This window comes from Rhodonellum sp., from assembly GCF_030656585.1.
Classification (GTDB): domain Bacteria; phylum Bacteroidota; class Bacteroidia; order Cytophagales; family Cyclobacteriaceae; genus Rhodonellum; species Rhodonellum psychrophilum.
The window spans coordinates 437,395-453,868 of the sequence record NZ_JAUSPP010000031.1 but is presented as its reverse complement, the minus strand read 5'-3'; the positions used below and the strand labels follow the sequence as shown (position 1 = coordinate 453,868).

General features: G+C 40.9%; 16 protein-coding genes. 6 read left to right on the top strand and 10 right to left on the bottom strand.

The genetic code is table 11. The features are described from left to right. Positions 1–58 precede the first annotated feature (58 nt). The 4 genes from uvrA to Q7J63_RS08845 all read right to left on the bottom strand — a co-directional run bounded on the left by uvrA (position 59) and on the right by Q7J63_RS08845 (position 6,502). On the bottom strand, positions 59–2,887 hold the full coding sequence (gene uvrA, locus Q7J63_RS08860) for an excinuclease ABC subunit UvrA (RefSeq protein WP_304885500.1): 2,829 nt from the start codon (positions 2,885–2,887) through the stop codon (positions 59–61). A 146-nt stretch (positions 2,888–3,033) separates the two neighbouring features. Beyond that, positions 3,034–4,728 (bottom strand): hypothetical protein, encoded by a 1,695-nt coding sequence (locus Q7J63_RS08855; protein ID WP_304885498.1) that lies wholly within the window; start codon positions 4,726–4,728, stop codon positions 3,034–3,036. Between the two features lie 89 nt (positions 4,729–4,817). Next, positions 4,818–5,765, bottom strand: coding sequence for a lytic transglycosylase domain-containing protein (locus tag Q7J63_RS08850; RefSeq protein ID WP_304885496.1), 948 nt, complete (start codon positions 5,763–5,765; stop codon positions 4,818–4,820). 2 nt (positions 5,766–5,767) lie between these two features. Beyond that, positions 5,768–6,502, bottom strand: a complete 735-nt coding sequence (locus Q7J63_RS08845; protein WP_304885494.1) for a TIGR00730 family Rossman fold protein — start codon at positions 6,500–6,502, stop codon at positions 5,768–5,770. A gap of 201 nt (positions 6,503–6,703) precedes the next feature. Between Q7J63_RS08845 and Q7J63_RS08840 the strand changes: the two genes are divergently transcribed. From Q7J63_RS08840 to Q7J63_RS08825, 4 genes are all read left to right on the top strand, one after another. Then, positions 6,704–7,312 (top strand): YkgJ family cysteine cluster protein, encoded by a 609-nt coding sequence (locus Q7J63_RS08840; protein ID WP_304885492.1) that lies wholly within the window; start codon positions 6,704–6,706, stop codon positions 7,310–7,312. Between the two features lie 66 nt (positions 7,313–7,378). Further along, positions 7,379–7,720: a phage holin family protein gene (locus tag Q7J63_RS08835; protein WP_304885490.1), complete on the top strand. Its 342-nt coding sequence runs from the start codon at positions 7,379–7,381 to the stop codon at positions 7,718–7,720. Next, on the top strand, positions 7,720–8,106 hold the full coding sequence (locus Q7J63_RS08830) for a hypothetical protein (protein WP_019595982.1): 387 nt from the start codon (positions 7,720–7,722) through the stop codon (positions 8,104–8,106). The genes Q7J63_RS08835 and Q7J63_RS08830 overlap by 1 nt, the downstream gene beginning before the upstream one ends. Beyond that, positions 8,087–8,860 (top strand): geranylgeranylglyceryl/heptaprenylglyceryl phosphate synthase, encoded by a 774-nt coding sequence (locus Q7J63_RS08825; RefSeq protein WP_304885488.1) that lies wholly within the window; start codon positions 8,087–8,089, stop codon positions 8,858–8,860. Before Q7J63_RS08830 ends, Q7J63_RS08825 begins: the two co-directional genes overlap by 20 nt. Here Q7J63_RS08825 and Q7J63_RS08820 read toward each other — a convergent pair. From Q7J63_RS08820 to panC, 6 genes are all read right to left on the bottom strand, one after another. Beyond that, positions 8,840–9,772, bottom strand: a complete 933-nt coding sequence (locus Q7J63_RS08820) for an AraC family transcriptional regulator (protein WP_026333416.1) — start codon at positions 9,770–9,772, stop codon at positions 8,840–8,842. The two genes, Q7J63_RS08825 and Q7J63_RS08820, sit on opposite strands and share 21 nt — an antisense overlap. 139 nt (positions 9,773–9,911) lie before the next feature. After that, positions 9,912–11,051: an acyl-CoA dehydrogenase gene (locus Q7J63_RS08815; RefSeq protein ID WP_304885486.1), complete on the bottom strand. Its 1,140-nt coding sequence runs from the start codon at positions 11,049–11,051 to the stop codon at positions 9,912–9,914. A 110-nt stretch (positions 11,052–11,161) separates the two neighbouring features. Beyond that, a complete protein-coding gene (locus Q7J63_RS08810) occupies positions 11,162–11,848 on the bottom strand; it encodes a zinc metallopeptidase (protein ID WP_019595987.1) in 687 nt (228 codons plus the stop codon). A 34-nt stretch (positions 11,849–11,882) separates the two neighbouring features. After that, complete coding sequence (locus Q7J63_RS08805) at positions 11,883–12,884, bottom strand: lysylphosphatidylglycerol synthase transmembrane domain-containing protein (protein WP_304885483.1); 1,002 nt, start codon at positions 12,882–12,884, stop codon at positions 11,883–11,885. A gap of 1 nt (position 12,885) precedes the next feature. Next, on the bottom strand, positions 12,886–13,233 hold the full coding sequence (gene panD, locus Q7J63_RS08800; protein ID WP_026333417.1) for an aspartate 1-decarboxylase: 348 nt from the start codon (positions 13,231–13,233) through the stop codon (positions 12,886–12,888). A gap of 11 nt (positions 13,234–13,244) precedes the next feature. Beyond that, on the bottom strand, positions 13,245–14,093 hold the full coding sequence (panC, locus tag Q7J63_RS08795; RefSeq protein ID WP_304885480.1) for a pantoate--beta-alanine ligase: 849 nt from the start codon (positions 14,091–14,093) through the stop codon (positions 13,245–13,247). A gap of 128 nt (positions 14,094–14,221) precedes the next feature. Here panC and Q7J63_RS08790 point away from each other — a divergent pair, with 128 nt between their 5' ends. Further along, the gene (locus tag Q7J63_RS08790; RefSeq protein ID WP_019595991.1) at positions 14,222–15,034 is read left to right on the top strand and encodes a glycogen/starch synthase; all 813 of its coding nucleotides are present in this window, start codon (positions 14,222–14,224) and stop codon (positions 15,032–15,034) included. Further along, positions 14,961–16,358 carry a DUF4270 family protein gene (locus Q7J63_RS08785; RefSeq protein ID WP_304885477.1) on the top strand — a complete coding sequence of 466 codons (1,398 nt, stop codon included), beginning with the start codon at positions 14,961–14,963 and terminating at the stop codon, positions 16,356–16,358. The genes Q7J63_RS08790 and Q7J63_RS08785 overlap by 74 nt, the downstream gene beginning before the upstream one ends. The last annotated feature ends 116 nt before the right edge of the window (positions 16,359–16,474 follow it).

Sequence of the window (16,474 nt, the reverse complement as noted above, 5' to 3'; positions counted from 1 at the left end):
TTAGTGACGTTAATTTTATAAAAGGGGACAAACAGCATTTTTATAGTCAAAAGCCAATTTAAGCCAATTCAGGTTTTAGGAATTTGGCGGTGTAACTTGTTGGATGCTTTGCCACTTGTTCCGGAGTGCCCCGTACAACGACTTCTCCCCCATTTTTCCCGCCTTCCGGACCAATGTCGATGATATAATCCGACACTTTGATGACATCCAAGTTATGCTCGATGATCAACACGGTATTGCCTTTTTCAACCAGCCTGTTCAAAACTTCCAATAAATGTTCAATATCCTGGAAATGAAGGCCTGTAGTTGGTTCATCTAAAATATAGAAGGTCTTTCCGGTGTCTTTTTTGGAAAGTTCTGTAGCAAGTTTAACCCTTTGTGCCTCACCTCCGGAAAGTGTGGTGGCGTGTTGACCCAAAGTGATATACCCCAATCCGACATCATTGAGGGTTTGGATTTTCCGAAGGATCTTGGGTTGGAAGTCAAAGAATTCGACGGCTTGTTCTACAGTCATTTCCAGAACATCCGAAATGGATTTTCCCTTGAACCTCACTTCCAGTGTTTCCCTATTGTATCTTTTTCCCTTACAGGTTTCGCAGGGAATATGAACATCTGGAAGGAAATCCATTTCCACCAACTTCATTCCAGCGCCTTCACATCCCTCGCATCTTCCTCCTTTGACGTTAAAACTGAATCTTCCCGGTTTATATCCTCGGATTTTTGATTCGGGCAACTCTGTAAATAAAGTCCTGATGTCTGAAAATACGCCCGTATAAGTGGCGGGATTGGATCTGGGAGTTCTTCCGATGGGTGATTGGTCAACTTCTATGACTTTATCGATTTCGGACAAACCCTCAAATTTTTCATAAGGCAAGGGATCCTTCTTTGAGTTGTAAAAATGCTGGTTGAGCAAAGGGTACAGCGTGTCATGGATCAAGGTGCTTTTTCCGCTTCCGGAAACTCCCGTCACGCAAATCATGGACCCAAGAGGTAGGTTTATATCCACTTTTTTAAGATTGTTGCCACTTGCTCCTTTGAGCGAAAGGTAACTTCCATTTCCCTTTCTCCTTGTTTTTGGAACTTGGATGTTCAGATCCCCAGAAAGGTATTTTGCCGTGAGGCTTTTTTGTTTTAAAAAATCATCAGGCTTTCCGGCAGCAACGATATGCCCACCATGCCTGCCTGCACCTGGCCCTATATCCACCACATAATCCGAATCCAACATCATGTCTTTGTCATGCTCCACCACAAGAACTGAATTCCCTAAGTCCCTTAGGTTTTTAAGAGCTTTGATCAGCTTCACGTTGTCCCTTTGGTGGAGGCCTATACTGGGTTCATCCAATATGTAAAGTACGCCGACGAGTTGGGTTCCGATTTGTGTGGCCAACCGAATCCTCTGCGCCTCTCCACCGGAAAGTGTTTTTAGGGGACGGTTGAGCGAGAGATAATCCAACCCGATATCCAAGAGAAAACCGATTCTCTTTCGGATTTCTTTCAATACCTCTTTTCCGATCAAGCGCTGCCTTTCGGTCATTCTGCTTTCTACATCCTCAAACCAATTGGAAAGGGAGGTGATATCCATCATGGCCAATTCTCCGATATGTTTTTCTCCTATTTTGAAGTGGAGGGATTCCTTTTTCAACCGGTAACCTTGGCAGTCTGGGCATACATTCACAACGGTAAACTCGCTTACCCATTTCTGGATTTTGTCGGAGCTCCCTTCTTGGTGCTTCTGGAGGAAATTGACAATGCCTTCAAAAGTAGTGTTCCACATTGTGCCCGGGTATTTGACAGAATCTACGGCGATCTCAATTTGATCTCCATAAAGGAGAATGTCAATCACTTCAATGGGCAGATTTTCGATAGGTGTCGTGATGGCACATTTGTAATGCTTGAGAATGGCATCGATTTTTTTGAAAATCCAGATGTCACGAAACTCACCCAATGGTGCAATCCCACCTCTACTGATGCTCAGCTTTGGGTTGGGGATAATGCTTTCTTTTGTGATTTCTTCGATTTGACCCAGACCGTTGCAGGTAGGGCAAGCTCCATAGGGACTGTTAAAGGAAAAATTGTTGGGTGCCGGTTCATCATAGGATAGCCCGGTGGTCGGGTCCATCAGGTATTTAGAAAAATGGTAAAGGTTCCCTTCTTCATCCCGCAGCATGATGATCCCTTTTCCATGTTGCAAAGCTGTTTTGAGAGACTGGCTGATCCTGAAGCGATCTTCTTCATCGGCTACAATCCTGTCGATTACGATTTCTATATCATGGATCTTGTATCGGTCCAGCTGCATTTTCGGCACCACTTCCATGACCACACCATCCACTCGAACTCTCAGGAAACCCATTTTTCTGATTTGTTCGAAAAGTTCTCGGTAATGTCCTTTTCGGCCCTTTACCACTGGAGCGAGGATATAAAGTTTTTTGCCCCTAAAATTTTCAAAAAGTTGCTCCAAAATCTGGTCCTCCGTTTGCCGAATCATTTTATGACCAGACAGGTAAGAAAAAGCCTCTCCCGCTCGGGCATACAGCAATCTCATGAAGTCATAGATCTCCGTCACAGTGCCGACTGTTGACCGTGGGTTTTTGGAGGTGGTTTTTTGTTCGATGGAGATTACGGGAGAAAGCCCGTTGATTTTATCGACGTCGGGGCGTTCCATTCCTCCCAAAAAAGAACGAGCGTAAGCAGAAAAACTTTCCATATACCGGCGCTGACCTTCGGCATAAATGGTGTCAAATGCCAATGAGCTTTTCCCACTTCCACTCAGGCCTGTGATGACGACCAATTTGTTCCTCGGAATATTGATGTCTACGTTTTTCAGATTGTGCTCACGCGCTCCGTAAATCTCTATCCACTCTTCTTTCTCGGCTATTGAATCTGTCATGAAGGACTAAATCATTATTTCTTAACATGCAAAAATAAGAATTTTAACTTGGGTTTCCCATGTTAATTCTTTGTTGCTAAACTGAAGGGTTTGATTTAAGTTTTGGATTGGGCTGTATTCTTTCCCTCCTTAGGCATTGAAAAACCTCATTTTGCCTTTTTAGGAGTCCCATTTCTATTTTCAAGTTCTTTTTTCTTCATTTCCTCAAGATCTTCTCCCGTCAATGTAGATTTCAATCCGCTGAAAATCAGTTTCCACCAATAGTTATAAATGGATTTATGGGGCTCTCGGAGATAATAAACCGTTCCTTTTTTCAAATCTCCCCTCTTGTTTGGGTTGTTGGATTTGATGACCACTTTATTGGCAAGAAAAGAGCCTATTTTTCTGAATACATTTTGATCTTTGCCAAAATCCTTGTTCAATAATTCGAGTTCAAGGTCTTCATACCTGACGATCGCCTCACCACTGCCCTCGTAATCATTTGCGATAATGTTAAAATCCAACCGGTTGATCACCCCGGATTTCAAGCTGATTTTGGCCTCAGGCTCTATCATGTTGTTCAAGGTTCGCAACGGCATTTTTCCGAGAGTCCCCTTTAATTTGAAGGTGCCATTTTCACTTGCCAAATCGTAATCCATGCTTAAATCCACAGGGCCAATGTCCATCAGCTTGGCCTTTACATTCATGACCAATTGAGAATTTCCGGCCATCATTTCTTTGTGATTGGAAATGTTCTTGATGTGCGCATTTAACTCCGTAAAAAATAGTGCTCCGGATTGGGGCGCATTGTTGTCCGCCCTCTCCTCTATTCTCAAATACCCATTCCTCAACAGTGTGTTTTTTATATGCAGTACTTGTTCAAGTTTGTTTAAACTCTCATGAAACATGGGGGGGCGTTTTGACAAGTCTTCAGATTTCCGCTTGTCCGTAAATACAGATAGTTTCAGATTTGAGGCGATCAACGAATCGATTTCAACCGTCCCATTTCTGAAATAAGAATTGAAATCCATTCCCCTGACCTTTAATTTGGTGTCTCCAATCTCGATCCAACTCATTCTTTTGTCCTGCAATCCAGTATAGGTATATCTATCTAGCTTGTGTATAAGGGAGAAATTCCCGATTCCCAACGTGTTGTCTTCTGTATTGAAAGCCAGACTATCTACAATTACCATTTGACGGTATTCGTCAAAATGTAAATTTGCCTTTGAAATTGTTCCCTGGATCATGTCTACGTCAAAAAGTGCTTCTTTATTTTGTATGTATTCTTCTGTAAGCCTAAATCCTGAAGCACCCACTGAAAGATCGAAAAGTTCAAGCCGTAAGGAATCAGAATAACTGTCCCTGTTTTCCACTGAGAGATGATTCAATCCAAAATGCTTGACACTGATGATTTTGTAGTCCCTGTGTGCTTTCCGATTGGGTTTGGATTCTGAAAAATGCATGGAATCCAATGCTGGAGAAAGGGTTTTGATGGTGATGTTGTCAATCGTGGCAGAATCAACAACGATAGAATTTTCCATCAGGAAATCCTTCCATCTAAACCCCGAGACCCTCACTTGTTTTGCAGAAAGTGTAACCTTGAGTTGGTTTTCGCTGATATTGTCTGCGGGGGTGATTTGGATGTCTTCCAGCTGTAAATAAGTACCTGAGTAATTGTAGTCCAATTTGATCTCGCCGAAGGTAATTTCGTGATCCCCAAAACCACTGGTTCGTGTGATCATGTTGCTGACAATCCTGTCCGCATTCTCATTGAGGTAGAGGTTGACCAAAACCGGTAGACCTTTAAAAACAAGTAGGATCAAAAGGAGTAATGCAATTACCCAAATTAAGAGTTTCTTCATGAAGTCACCGGTGAAAATAGGTTTAAATGAAGGATAATTTAACCAAATTCCCAAATATGGGAGTACCTAAAATCAAAAGCCAGAAGATGTCAATTCACGGGGATTTTTAAGATGTATTCTTTTCCATTTGCCACAGTCAATTTTGATGACCTTAACCATGGATTGTGGATTTTCAATTCTTTGTAATTTGTATTGTGACGAAGTGCCCAATCCGCCAAATTTGGAATGGATTGGGTCACTTTAAGTTCACGGAAATTCGGGAGTCTATAGAGATCATTTTCAACGAGCTTAAAACCATATTTACTGGGGTGTTCAAAAATTTCTTTAAAGGCAAGGATTCTAAAGAGGTATCGGCTGGTTTCTTCATTCAGTAAAAGGTCATAATAACTGGTCATTTTTTGCTCCACCTTTCTTTTTCCCAAGCCGGACATTCCCATATTGTAACTAGCCGCTACGGATGTCCAATTCCCAAATCTCCCATAGGAAGCCTTGAGGTAGCGTGTTGCCGCCAAGGTGGATTTTTCCAAATGATACCGCTCATCCACATCATCATTGACCTCCAATTTGTTTTCCTTTGCAGTCTCTGGCATAAATTGCCAAAATCCTCTGGCGCCAGCAGGTGAGGCAACGTTCAAAAGTCCAGATTCAACCATGGCCAAATATTTGAAGTCTTCCGGAATGCCATTTTGGAGTAGGATTTCTTCTATGATTGGAAGGAATTTATTGGCCCTTTTCATCAAAAGGATCATGTTTGATTGCCAGTAGGCATTGACATATATTTCCCTTTCAAATCTCTCTCTTACGTCCGGAAGATCCATTGGAACCTTTTCACCAGAAAACGAGATTTTTTCGGGGATTGCAAAAATCCTTGCATGTGCTTCTGGTATAAGGATTTTCATTTCCTCTCCCGAAGATTGGTGGATGATCACCTCATTGTAATCCACAATTGACTTTTCTTTAGAATTGTGCAGGTGAAAAGCAACTCCAAACAAAATGGCAACCAAAGTATATATAATGTAAAGATGGTAGTTTTTCAAGTTTAGAAATTTGGGGAAAGGAGGTACTTGCTGTAGAAATCATCGATTACCTTTACGGCTTCTGATGGTTCATCTACGAGAGAAAAGAGGAAAAGATCTTCGGCGTTTACATTTTTGTGCTGATCCAGCATGGTGTTTTTTATCCAATCGATCAGTCCCTGCCAATATTCCCTGCCAACCAACACGATCGGGAATCTTCCGATTTTATTGGTTTGGATCAAGGTCAAAGCTTCAAAAAGCTCATCCAAAGTCCCAAAACCCCCTGGCAGAACCACGAAGCCTTGTGCATATTTCGTGAACATGACCTTTCTGACAAAGAAATAATCGAATGTAATCAGTTTGTCCTGATCGATATAGATGTTATTGAACTGTTCAAAGGGGAGTACGATATTGAGGCCCACGGATTTACCGTTTTGGGAATGTGCACCTTTGTTTCCAGCTTCCATGATTCCGGGACCACCACCGGTGATTACGCCATATCCATGTCTTACCAGTTTGGCTGCGATTTCCTCAGCCATGAGATAAAATTTATTCTCTCTGGGCGTCCTTGCCGATCCAAAGATTGAAACACAGGGTCCGATTTTCGACAATTTTTCAAAACCCTCCACAAACTCAGACATGACCTTAAATATTACCCAGGAATCGGCACTTTTTATTTCACTCCAATCCCGTTCCTTGAACGCCTGTAATATTTTCTCTTCTTGTCTTTTTTCAAAATCCTCTAATTGCTCATTCATAAGATCACGTTTTTTGTAAAAAGTACAGTATATGATTGCTTAAATAGTGATGTATTCAAGCAATCAAAGTTAGGTTTTTCCATTTCAATTGGGCAAGAACGGTTTTAAATAATATATAAAAAGATAAAAAAGTTGCATTGTGACCAGGATGTTGTTTTGAATGCGAAAGTGTCTACCTTCACAAACTTTTAAATAGGACAAATGAATTTACAGGATAAGGCTCTGGGGGTCAGGCAAGTGTTTGACGAATTGGGGATGGAGATAAAGTCTTATTTGGATGAAAGCCAGTTGACCTGTTTCTCAGGCTGTGGACTCTGTTGTTCCAACCCAAAGGTGAATGCCTCTGTCATTGAATTTTTACCCTTGGCGTTCAAATTGTTTGAAGAAGGAAAGGCGGAAAGTGTTTTGGAAAAGCTGGAAACACTGGATGATGATGCTTGTGTCCTCTATAAAAAAACCAGTGAAGATGGTCATGCCGGATTTTGTTCTGATTATCAAAACAGGGGTTTGATCTGCCGACTATTTGGGACATCTTCCCGAAAAAACAAATACAACGAAAATGAATTGCTGGTGTGCAACAAGATAAAAGTTGGCAAGCCGGAGTTGTTCAATGAGGTGTCTTTAGCGATTAAAAAGGATATGCAAGTTCCTTCCAGCGCAAACAATTACTCAAAACTATCGAACCTTGATTTTGATTTGACATCGGCTCAGTTTACGGTCAATATTGCCATTAAAAATGCCCTGGAAGCGGTTTTGAGATTTGAGTTTTATGAGCGGAATCAAGAGCCTGAAATCCCCGTAAATTTTTGAACCCGGGTTTTTGCCGTATATTGTGATTATTTTCAACTAATTTTTGGCACAATAAAAGCGAGATTTATGTTAAACGTTTCTGAAATAGTACAAACAATAAAAAAGCTTATTGAAGTCCGGTTCAATATTATTCGGGATGAGGTTCAGGATCAATTTTCTTCCATTCTCACCAGAATATTGATCCTGGTAAGTATGGCAATGGTTTCGTTATTGGTGTTGCTGTTTTTAAGTATTTCACTCGCTTTTTATATCAGTGAATTGACCTATTCGACCTACAAAGGATTTTTTTACGTTGGCTTTATTTATTTGTTGGTTTTGTTTTTGCTATACCTGATCAGAAATTCGAGAAGAATGAAAGGTTCACTTCAGGAAAATCTTAGGGAGTTTATTTTTAAAATGAAAAAATAATGGATATGATGGATGACATGAAAAGAAAGGCGGAAGAACTGGAACAAACACTGGAGATGCAGTTGAATCTTGTCAAAAGTGAATCAGGTGACTGGTTCAAGGTTGGTGGAGCGGTTCTGATCGGTGGATTGGTTTCTTATGCGCTTGTGCGCATGGTTCAGAAAAAGAAAACCAGGAAGACGGTCAAAGTATTGAGGGCTTTGGAAAAAGAAGGTTTGCTGGATGATGACATTAAAAACAAACTTACCCATAACAGCCGTTCCGGTTTTTTAAGCCGATTTGGCCCTTTGTTATTGCCTATTATTTTGGCGTATGGAAAGGATATGTTGATGAATAGCTTGGAGAAATCCAAATTGGAGGAAATTGATGAGGCCACGCAAAATTGAAGAAAGGCTGAAAGGTCTCAATTCTTCAGGTAAAAAAGCAGTGGCTTGGTTGATTGATCCTGACAAGGTCAAATCCACAGAATCATTGGAAAACCAAATCAAGGAGGCTATTCGGCTCGACCTTGATTTTTTTTTCGTGGGAGGGAGTCTAATCCAGGAAAATTCGATTGATTCGATCGTGAGTCTTATCAAGTCCCTCACCACCGAGATTCCTGTTGTGATTTTTCCTGGGAATGTCATTCAGTTTTCAGAAAAAGCTGACGGTCTTTTATTTCTATCATTGATATCGGGGAGAAATCCGGAATTTCTGATTGGTCAGCACGTCACAATAGCTCCCTTGCTGATGAAAACAAAGGTTGAAATTTTGCCAACCGGATATTTGCTCATTGATAGTGGTGCGCCGACAAGCGTACAGTACATCAGCCAAACCATCCCCTTGCCCAACACCAAGCCAGACCTAAGTGTTGCCACCGCTTTTGCGGGTCATCTCTTGGGGCTTCAATATTTTTATGTCGATGCAGGGAGTGGGGCAAAAAATCCAGTCTCTTCCAAAATCATCCATGCCCTTAAAAAACACATTCCTGCGCCACTTATCGTGGGTGGAGGACTGAATAGTCTTCCCAAAGTGAAAGAAGCGTTCACATCGGGAGCGGACTTGGTGGTTATTGGAAACGGGGCAGAAAAAAACCCCGGCTTTTTGACCGAGGTTTTGGAATATATAGCGGTATTTAACTTATCCCTGAACGTTAATTAGGGATTCTCTTCTTCTCATTTTACCTGCAGGCAAACCGTACATCATTTTGAATCTTCGGCAGAAATAGGCAGTGTCCTTATAGCCGACTTCCTTGCCGATATCCCGGATACTTTTCTTGGAAGTTCTGAGTAATTCTACAGCAGCCTCCATTCTCTGGTATTCTATATAATCTTGTGGATTGATGCCGGTAAGCATTTTGAAATATTGGCCCACATAGTCCTCGGAAACATTCGCCACCAAGGCCAGAACCTTGTTTGAAAGATCTCCACCGATGTTCTTTTTGATATAGGTGAACATGTCGATTAGTCGGGGATCCTTGAAATAGGTGCTGTTTGTGGACAATTCCTCAACGAACAACCTGTTTTTCAGAATGTGTCTCACAATCTCCACCACCAATAACTCGGTATGAAGCTTGATAACCCTTTCTTTTCCAGGCGTATTTTGTTCGGATTCTTTGACGATGTCTTCTACGATAGAAGCAATTTTGTCATTGAATCTGATTACAAAAGGAGGGATTCCGAGTGAATTGAAGAAATTGACTACATCAAAAACCTTCGCTTCGAAGGTGACCAATGTGATACAATCCTCCTCAAGATTTTTTATCTCTTTGAAACTAACCGTCTGAAGATATTTTCTTTTATTGTCAAGGAAGTTTTCGTTGTTGATTTCATTTTTCTTGGTTGCTGAACCAAAAGAAATGCTGCTCGACCTGCCAGCGGGAATAAAAAGGATCTCGCCTTCGTTTACTCCTTCTTGGTCATCCGAGAACTTCAATGAACCTTTGTGCAAAAGGATGGCAGTATTTTCTATATCTTGGTAGTCAGTAACAAAAACAGGTTTTTCAATTTTGTAATTATTCCCTTTTACAAAGCGAACACCTACAGATTCTATGACTTTATTGTAATATTCCATGACGAAATTCTGCTTATATTTTTTGTAAAAATATAATATTTTTTGAAACACGCATGCAATAATTCAATATATATTGAAAAATAAATAAATATGGGTATAAAATCTAAAATAAATGTCTCTTTTGCCAATGAAAATACGATTAGCTTAAAATGCCTCTCGATATGACTATTTTTTGAATTTCGCTGGTTCCTTCATAAATCTGTGTAATTTTTGCATCTCTCATCAGGCGTTCTACATGGTATTCTTTGACATATCCATAACCTCCATGTACTTGAATCGCTTCAATTGTCACGTCCATTGCTACTTTTGAGGCATAGAGTTTTGCCATTGCACTTGCTTGAGAAAATTCTTTTCCTTGGTCTTTTAGCCACGCAGCTTTCAAAACCAACAGTCGGGCAGCTTCGATTTCAGTGGCCATATCTGCCAATTTGAACTGAATCGCCTGGTGCTGACAGATGGGTTTGCCAAAAGTTTTTCTTTCTTTGGAATAGGCCAAGGCCAACTCATAGGCTCCGGCAGCAATGCCCAAGGCTTGGGCTGCAATTCCCAAACGGCCACCATTCAGGGTCTCCATCGCTAGGCGAAAACCAAAACCTTCCTCCCCAATCCTATTTTCCACAGGAATCTTTACATCGGTAAACATTAGGGAATGTGTATCAGAACCCCTTATTCCAAGCTTATCTTCTTTTTTGCCGACCACAAAACCTTCCCAATCCTTTTCGACGATAAAGGCTGAAATCCCTTTATGTCCTTTTAAAGGATCTGTTTGGGCGATTATAATATACACACTGGCGGTATTTCCATTGGTGATCCAATTTTTGGTCCCATTCAGGAGATAATGATTCCCGTTGCGTTCGGCTGTGGTTTTCTGGGAAGTCGCATCTGATCCCGCTTCCGGTTCTGAAAGACAAAAGGCTCCAATGATTTCGCCTTTGGCCAACCTTTTTAGGTATTTTTCTTTTTGTTCTTCATTGCCGTATTTCTCCAAACCCCAGCAAACCAAGGAATTGTTTACAGACATGGCAACTGAGGCCGAAGCATCGATTTTGGAAATTTCCTCCATAGCCAATACATAGGAAATGGTATCCATTCCACCACCGTTGTATTTAGGGTCCACCATCATGCCCATAAAGCCAAGGGCTCCCATCTCCTTGATCTGCGCGTGTGGAAAAGTGGCATGGGTATCCCTTTCAATGACACCTGGTAAAAGTTCTGTTTGGGCAAATTCCCTAGCGGCATCCCTTACTGCAAGATGCTCCTCCGTGTATTCGAAATTCATATGAATATTTGGGTTTTATTGAATGATTGCAGGAATATAGCTGAAAAAAACAAAAGGGACAATTTCTTGCCCCTTTATTGTAAACTCATTTCACTGATTTCAGTTTCCGATTAATCCCTGTTTCCAAAGAACACAAAGATATAGTAAGCCAATGTGGCCAAAGAGGCCAATGCTGCAACTACATAAGTCATGGCAGCCCATTTGAGTGCATCTTTTGACATGGCGTATTCAGCAGTGGTAACCACGTTTCTTTCCTTCACCCAAGCCAAGGCCCTGTTACTGGCATCAAATTCCACTGGTAAAGTGATCAAGGTAAAGAGTGTCATGATTCCATAAGAACCGACTACAATGGTTCCTATAAATTCATAAGGCAAGCCGATCAGGTATCCTCCCAAAAGAGATGCGATCAAGACGATGTTTAGAATCTTGCTGCTGGCGTTTTGAATAGGCACCATGGCAGATCTCATTTTCAGCCAAGTGTAAGAAGTCGCATGCTGTACTGCGTGACCACACTCATGTGCTGAAACGGCGGTTGAAGCAGCATTTCTTCCATAATATACATCCGGGCTTAAATTCACCGTTCTATTCATCGGATTGTAGTGGTCGCTCAATTGGCCCTCCACACAATTTACCTTTACGTCATGGATATTATTATCCGCCAACATCAATTCGGCAATCTCCTTTCCGGAAAGATTGGCCTTCAATGAGGTTTGAGAATATTTTTTGAACTTGCTTTTAAGCCTTCGGCTGACGACAAATCCAAGAATTGCAAAGACAACGACAATGAGTATGATCATAGTTTTATTTTTTTATTGCTTTCTGAATACGAAGTTAAGAGGATTTAGGTTCTTTCTTAGCTGAAAGTTTCAGGAAAACGGCTGATGCAATTGTTCCCAAGACAATCACTGTGAGTACCTGACTTCCATGGACAATCACGGCAAAGATTTTACCTTCCTCATTCGTCAAACCATATGCCATCAAAATAAAGGCCACGAGTGCATGGAATGTCCCAATGCCCCCTTGAACAGGTGCGATCATGCCAATACTTCCCATGACCATCACCATGAGAACCGAACCGGCTGACAGACTGGCAGTGGAAGGGATGGCAAGGGCCACAAAATACATGGTCAGATAATAGATTGCCCAAATAAGTACAGAAGATGACCAGAAGCCAAATTGATTCCGAACTTGTTTGAGACTGATGAACCCCTTTATGATATCCCTGATGAAATGCTGGAATTTTTGGAACAGGCCATGATCCCTGTATTTTTGAAAAACCAAATAGATAAAAATCGATGCGACAAATGCTCCTCCCAAAAGGAGTGGCAGGGCGCTTGAGATTTTGTCCCCGAGTGTTTCCAAGGAAACCAAATCGGATAATAGGCTGAGGAAGAGGTCTTTTTCAATCAGGAAGGCAATAGAAATGGTGGAGACCAGAAAAATCAAATCTATGGTTCGTTCTAGAATGACAGTTCCGAAAAGTTTCCCGATTTGGATGCCTTCGGTTTTTTTCAATGCTCCGCATCGTGCAATCTCACCAGCCCGTGGAACGAGTAAATTCGCCAAATAACCGATCATCAATGCCAATAATACTCTTTTGGTAGGAATGCTGTCGGACTCACCAACTTGGATCAACAGTTTCCAGCGCCAAGCTCTCAACCAAAAGCCTATTATGGAAATCAAAATAGACAGTCCGAGCCAAAAACCCGAGGTTTCCCGAAGTCCTTCTAAAAGTGCCTCTTGGCTGATGTCCTTATATAAAAACCAAAAAATCCAGATGGCCACCCCAAAAGAGAGAAACACCTGGATCCATTGTTTAAGAGTAAGTTTCAACTCAGATTATTTTATTGTGGTCATCTGGAAAGACAATCACCGGTTTATGTTTTTTGGCTTCTTCGAATTCCATGGAAGCATAGGAAATAATGATGACGATGTCCCCTACTTGGGCTTTCCTTGCGGCTGGGCCATTCAAGCAAACCATTCCACTTCCCCTTACTCCTTTGATAACATAGGTTTCCAGACGTTCGCCGTTATTGATGTTGACGATCTGTACTTTTTCATTTTCAATGAGATTAGCAGCGTCCATAAGGTCCTCATCTACGGTGATACTCCCCACATAATGGAGTTCTGCCTGCATGATTTTTACCCGATGTATTTTGGATTTTAATACTTGAATATGCATGGATGATATAATTATTCAGTAATAGTAAGGTTATCGATCAATCTGACTTCGCCAATATAAGCCGCTATGCAGATGGATGTTTTTTGTGAATTTTGGATTTGGGTTACTCTGCCAAATGTATCCGATTCGATCCATTCATAGTATTCCAATCGGGCTTGGGGCTCATTGTGGAACCTATTTGTAATCCTGTCTTTTACCTCAAACCAATCTTTTCCTGCCAATAGTTCATCTTTGCCAAAAATCAAACACTTATAGAGAAGCGTCGCGATGGTCCTTTCCTCCAAACTGAGCCTTAGGTTCCGGGAAGACATGGCCAAGCCATCCTGCTCCCTTTTGGTTTCCACCACGATGATTTCCACATCAAAGGAGAGGTCTTTTACCAGTCTTTTGATAATGGCTACTTGTTGCAAGTCCTTCTGTCCAAAGTAGGCTTTGTTGGGTTTAACAATATTTAACAGTTTGGAAACCACCAGTCCAACACCATTGAAATGGCCAGGTCTAAAGGTCCCTTCAAGGGTCCTTTCCAAGTCTCCGAAGTCAAAATTTAAGGTGGTTGGCTCAGGATAAATTTCGTTCAGGTGAGGCAAAAACACGTAATCAACACCAGAAGCAGCCAAAACCTGAAGGTCCTCCTCTAGTGTTTGGGGGTATTTTTCAAAATCCTCTTTGCTATTGAATTGGGTTGGGTTTATAAATATGGAGACTAAAACAGAGTCAGAAGATAATTTTGCCTGATGGATCAAAGACAAATGTCCTTCGTGTAAAGCGCCCATTGTAGGCACAAAACCGATTGTTTTATTGTCAATTCTCAATGGATGTAGACTGTCTGATATTTCGTTTTTTGTCCGGAGGATATGCACCTTTCTTGTGTTTGCAAATTGTAAAATAGTCGCAAAAGTAGGGTATTCTTTAGAAAAACAATGGATTTACCGCTTTTTTTTCGTAAGTTTGTAGTCCCGTATTATCCCTAAACATAAATAAACAAGATATGTCCAAACTTCGTATTCTTTACGTAGCCAGTGAAATCAATCCATTCCTTGAAACTTCAGAGGTTGCCAACTTTGTAAGGGCATTGCCTCAAGCCATGCAGGAAAAAGGAATGGAAATCCGTATTCTTGTTCCCAGATTTGGTTTGATCAACGAAAGAAAGAATAGATTGCATGAGGTAGTGAGACTTTCAGGTATCAATATTTCTGTTGGAGAGGAAGAAAAACCTTTGATCATCAAGGTTGCTTCCATACCTAATGCCAAGCTTCAGGTCTATTTTATTGACAACGAAGACTATTTCCAGAGGAAAAGCGTTTTCCATGACAAGCAGGAAAAATTCTATGAAGACAACGACGAAAGAGCGATTTTCTTTTGTAAAGGAGTCATTGAAACAGTAAAAAAACTGGGCTGGGCTCCAGATGTGGTTCATTGCAATGATTGGATGACAAGTTTGATTCCAATGTATCTGAAGACCACATACAAGAACGAACCTCTATTTAAAGATACAAAATCTGTATTCGCTATTTATAATACCGGATTTAACCATAAATTTGGCGATGATTTGTTTGAGAAGGTCAAAATGGTGGATATCGATGATTCCATTCTTGCGCCCTTGAAATCAAAAGATTACGAAGGTTTCCTTAAAATCGGAATGGCATATGCCGACGTAGTCATCAAGAGCAATGACATCTCAGAACATCTTACCCAACTCATTGAAGAGTGCTCTAAAGATAAAAAGTGTGAAATTAACAGCGAAGAAGAAGAACAGCTTTTTGAAAGTTATTACAACATCTATACAGACCTTGCCGGCTAAACTGGCTGGAGGTTTGTTCATTTCCTTGACCATTGCGAGTTCATGTAGCGATCCTTCCAATATAGGATTAGACTTGGATCCAAACAATAATCAAATAGGGGTTTTCTTTACGGAGATACCCCTATCTGCGTCTATGGTCTTGTTGGATTCATTCAACACGACCAATCAGGGAAGTTTTGTGGTGGGAGGAGAAACCAGTGCTTTCTTTGGTAAAACTGAAGGTATTGGTTTTAGTAGACTTGCCATCAATGTCACTGCCCCTTTGCCAAGGCAAGAGGCGATTTTGGATTCTGTCAAGTTCAATTTTCAGGTAGAATCTGCAACCGGAAAGAATTTCAGCACACCAAAATCCCTTAAAGTCCATTTGTTGACAGAAGGAATCCAAGACACATCTTATTATAGTTTTGATAGATTGGAATTTGATCCTGTCTCAATAGCCGAAAATAGTTTTAATTTTTCCGCTAGAAAAGATACCATGGTAAGCACGAAGGTGAAGGATGAATTTGCGGCTTTCCTTTTTCAGGAAATGAAAAAAGGTGACGCATTCAAGGATATATTTTCCTTCAGGCGATTGATTCAGGGCATAGCGATTACCGGAAACCCTGAACAAGAAGCTTCCATCAGTCTAAGAGTGGGGAACACGACTGGAATTTCGGTTTTTTATCACTACCAAGGCGATACCGTTCCAACGGTTTATCCAATTAGTACTGCACAATCCCGTCATTTCAATTATGTGAAGAATGACCGTCAAGGTACGCCAACAGAAATCATCACTCAATCAGGCAAAGCTTATGACACCGGGGAAAAAGTAGGATCCAAATCTGGTGTTGGTTTGGTCTTGAAAATAGACACGAGTCCCATTGATGCATTCCTTGATAGCATAACAAATGTCACCTTTAACGATATTTCCTTTGAAATAGGCCCATTGGAATCAGCTTCTGCAGACAATCTCCCTCCCACTTTTATGGTGATGAATTTCACCAATGAAACCAACAGGGTGCTTACCAGATTCGATGGTGAACCACTGTCTATACAGGCCGATGGCCAAGCACAACAGGGCGTTGATCCCAATGGAAACATCGTTCCGGCTGTATTGGCCCCTGCTCTTTTGGCTTATTTCTCTGAATCAAAGGTTTACAATCAAAGAATCACTTCTTATATCAATTCAGTGTATAGATCCAATCTGCAAAGGAATGATTGGATCCTTTACCCAAACTCACCCGGAACAGCGGGAGATGATTTTAAGAAATCTTTTAAAGAATTTGTGGTCAATAAAAACAATATCAAATTAAAAATATATTACTCTAAAATTAGAGCATTGTAAATGATTACCGCAATTGAAAAGCGTAAAAACTGAATTTTTTATTGAAGATTGGTTTTTGGTTGCATTTTTGATTGCCATTATTATAAAACATTACCTTTAATCCTCAATATTTTTAC

Excerpts from the sequence above, each read along its gene's own strand:
- uvrA (WP_304885500.1), bottom strand. The coding sequence starts at position 2,887 with ATGACAGATTCAATAGCCGAGAAAGAAGAGTGGATAGAGATTTACGGA.
- Q7J63_RS08855 (WP_304885498.1), bottom strand. The coding sequence starts at position 4,728 with ATGAAGAAACTCTTAATTTGGGTAATTGCATTACTCCTTTTGATCCTA.
- Q7J63_RS08845 (WP_304885494.1), bottom strand. The coding sequence starts at position 6,502 with ATGAATGAGCAATTAGAGGATTTTGAAAAAAGACAAGAAGAGAAAATA.
- Q7J63_RS08840 (WP_304885492.1), top strand. The coding sequence starts at position 6,704 with ATGAATTTACAGGATAAGGCTCTGGGGGTCAGGCAAGTGTTTGACGAA.
- Q7J63_RS08835 (WP_304885490.1), top strand. The coding sequence starts at position 7,379 with ATGTTAAACGTTTCTGAAATAGTACAAACAATAAAAAAGCTTATTGAA.
- Q7J63_RS08830 (WP_019595982.1), top strand. The coding sequence starts at position 7,720 with ATGGATATGATGGATGACATGAAAAGAAAGGCGGAAGAACTGGAACAA.
- Q7J63_RS08825 (WP_304885488.1), top strand. The coding sequence starts at position 8,087 with ATGAGGCCACGCAAAATTGAAGAAAGGCTGAAAGGTCTCAATTCTTCA.
- Q7J63_RS08820 (WP_026333416.1), bottom strand. The coding sequence starts at position 9,772 with ATGGAATATTACAATAAAGTCATAGAATCTGTAGGTGTTCGCTTTGTA.
- Q7J63_RS08815 (WP_304885486.1), bottom strand. The coding sequence starts at position 11,051 with ATGAATTTCGAATACACGGAGGAGCATCTTGCAGTAAGGGATGCCGCT.
- Q7J63_RS08810 (WP_019595987.1), bottom strand. The coding sequence starts at position 11,848 with ATGATCATACTCATTGTCGTTGTCTTTGCAATTCTTGGATTTGTCGTC.
- panD (WP_026333417.1), bottom strand. The coding sequence starts at position 13,233 with ATGCATATTCAAGTATTAAAATCCAAAATACATCGGGTAAAAATCATG.
- Q7J63_RS08790 (WP_019595991.1), top strand. The coding sequence starts at position 14,222 with ATGTCCAAACTTCGTATTCTTTACGTAGCCAGTGAAATCAATCCATTC.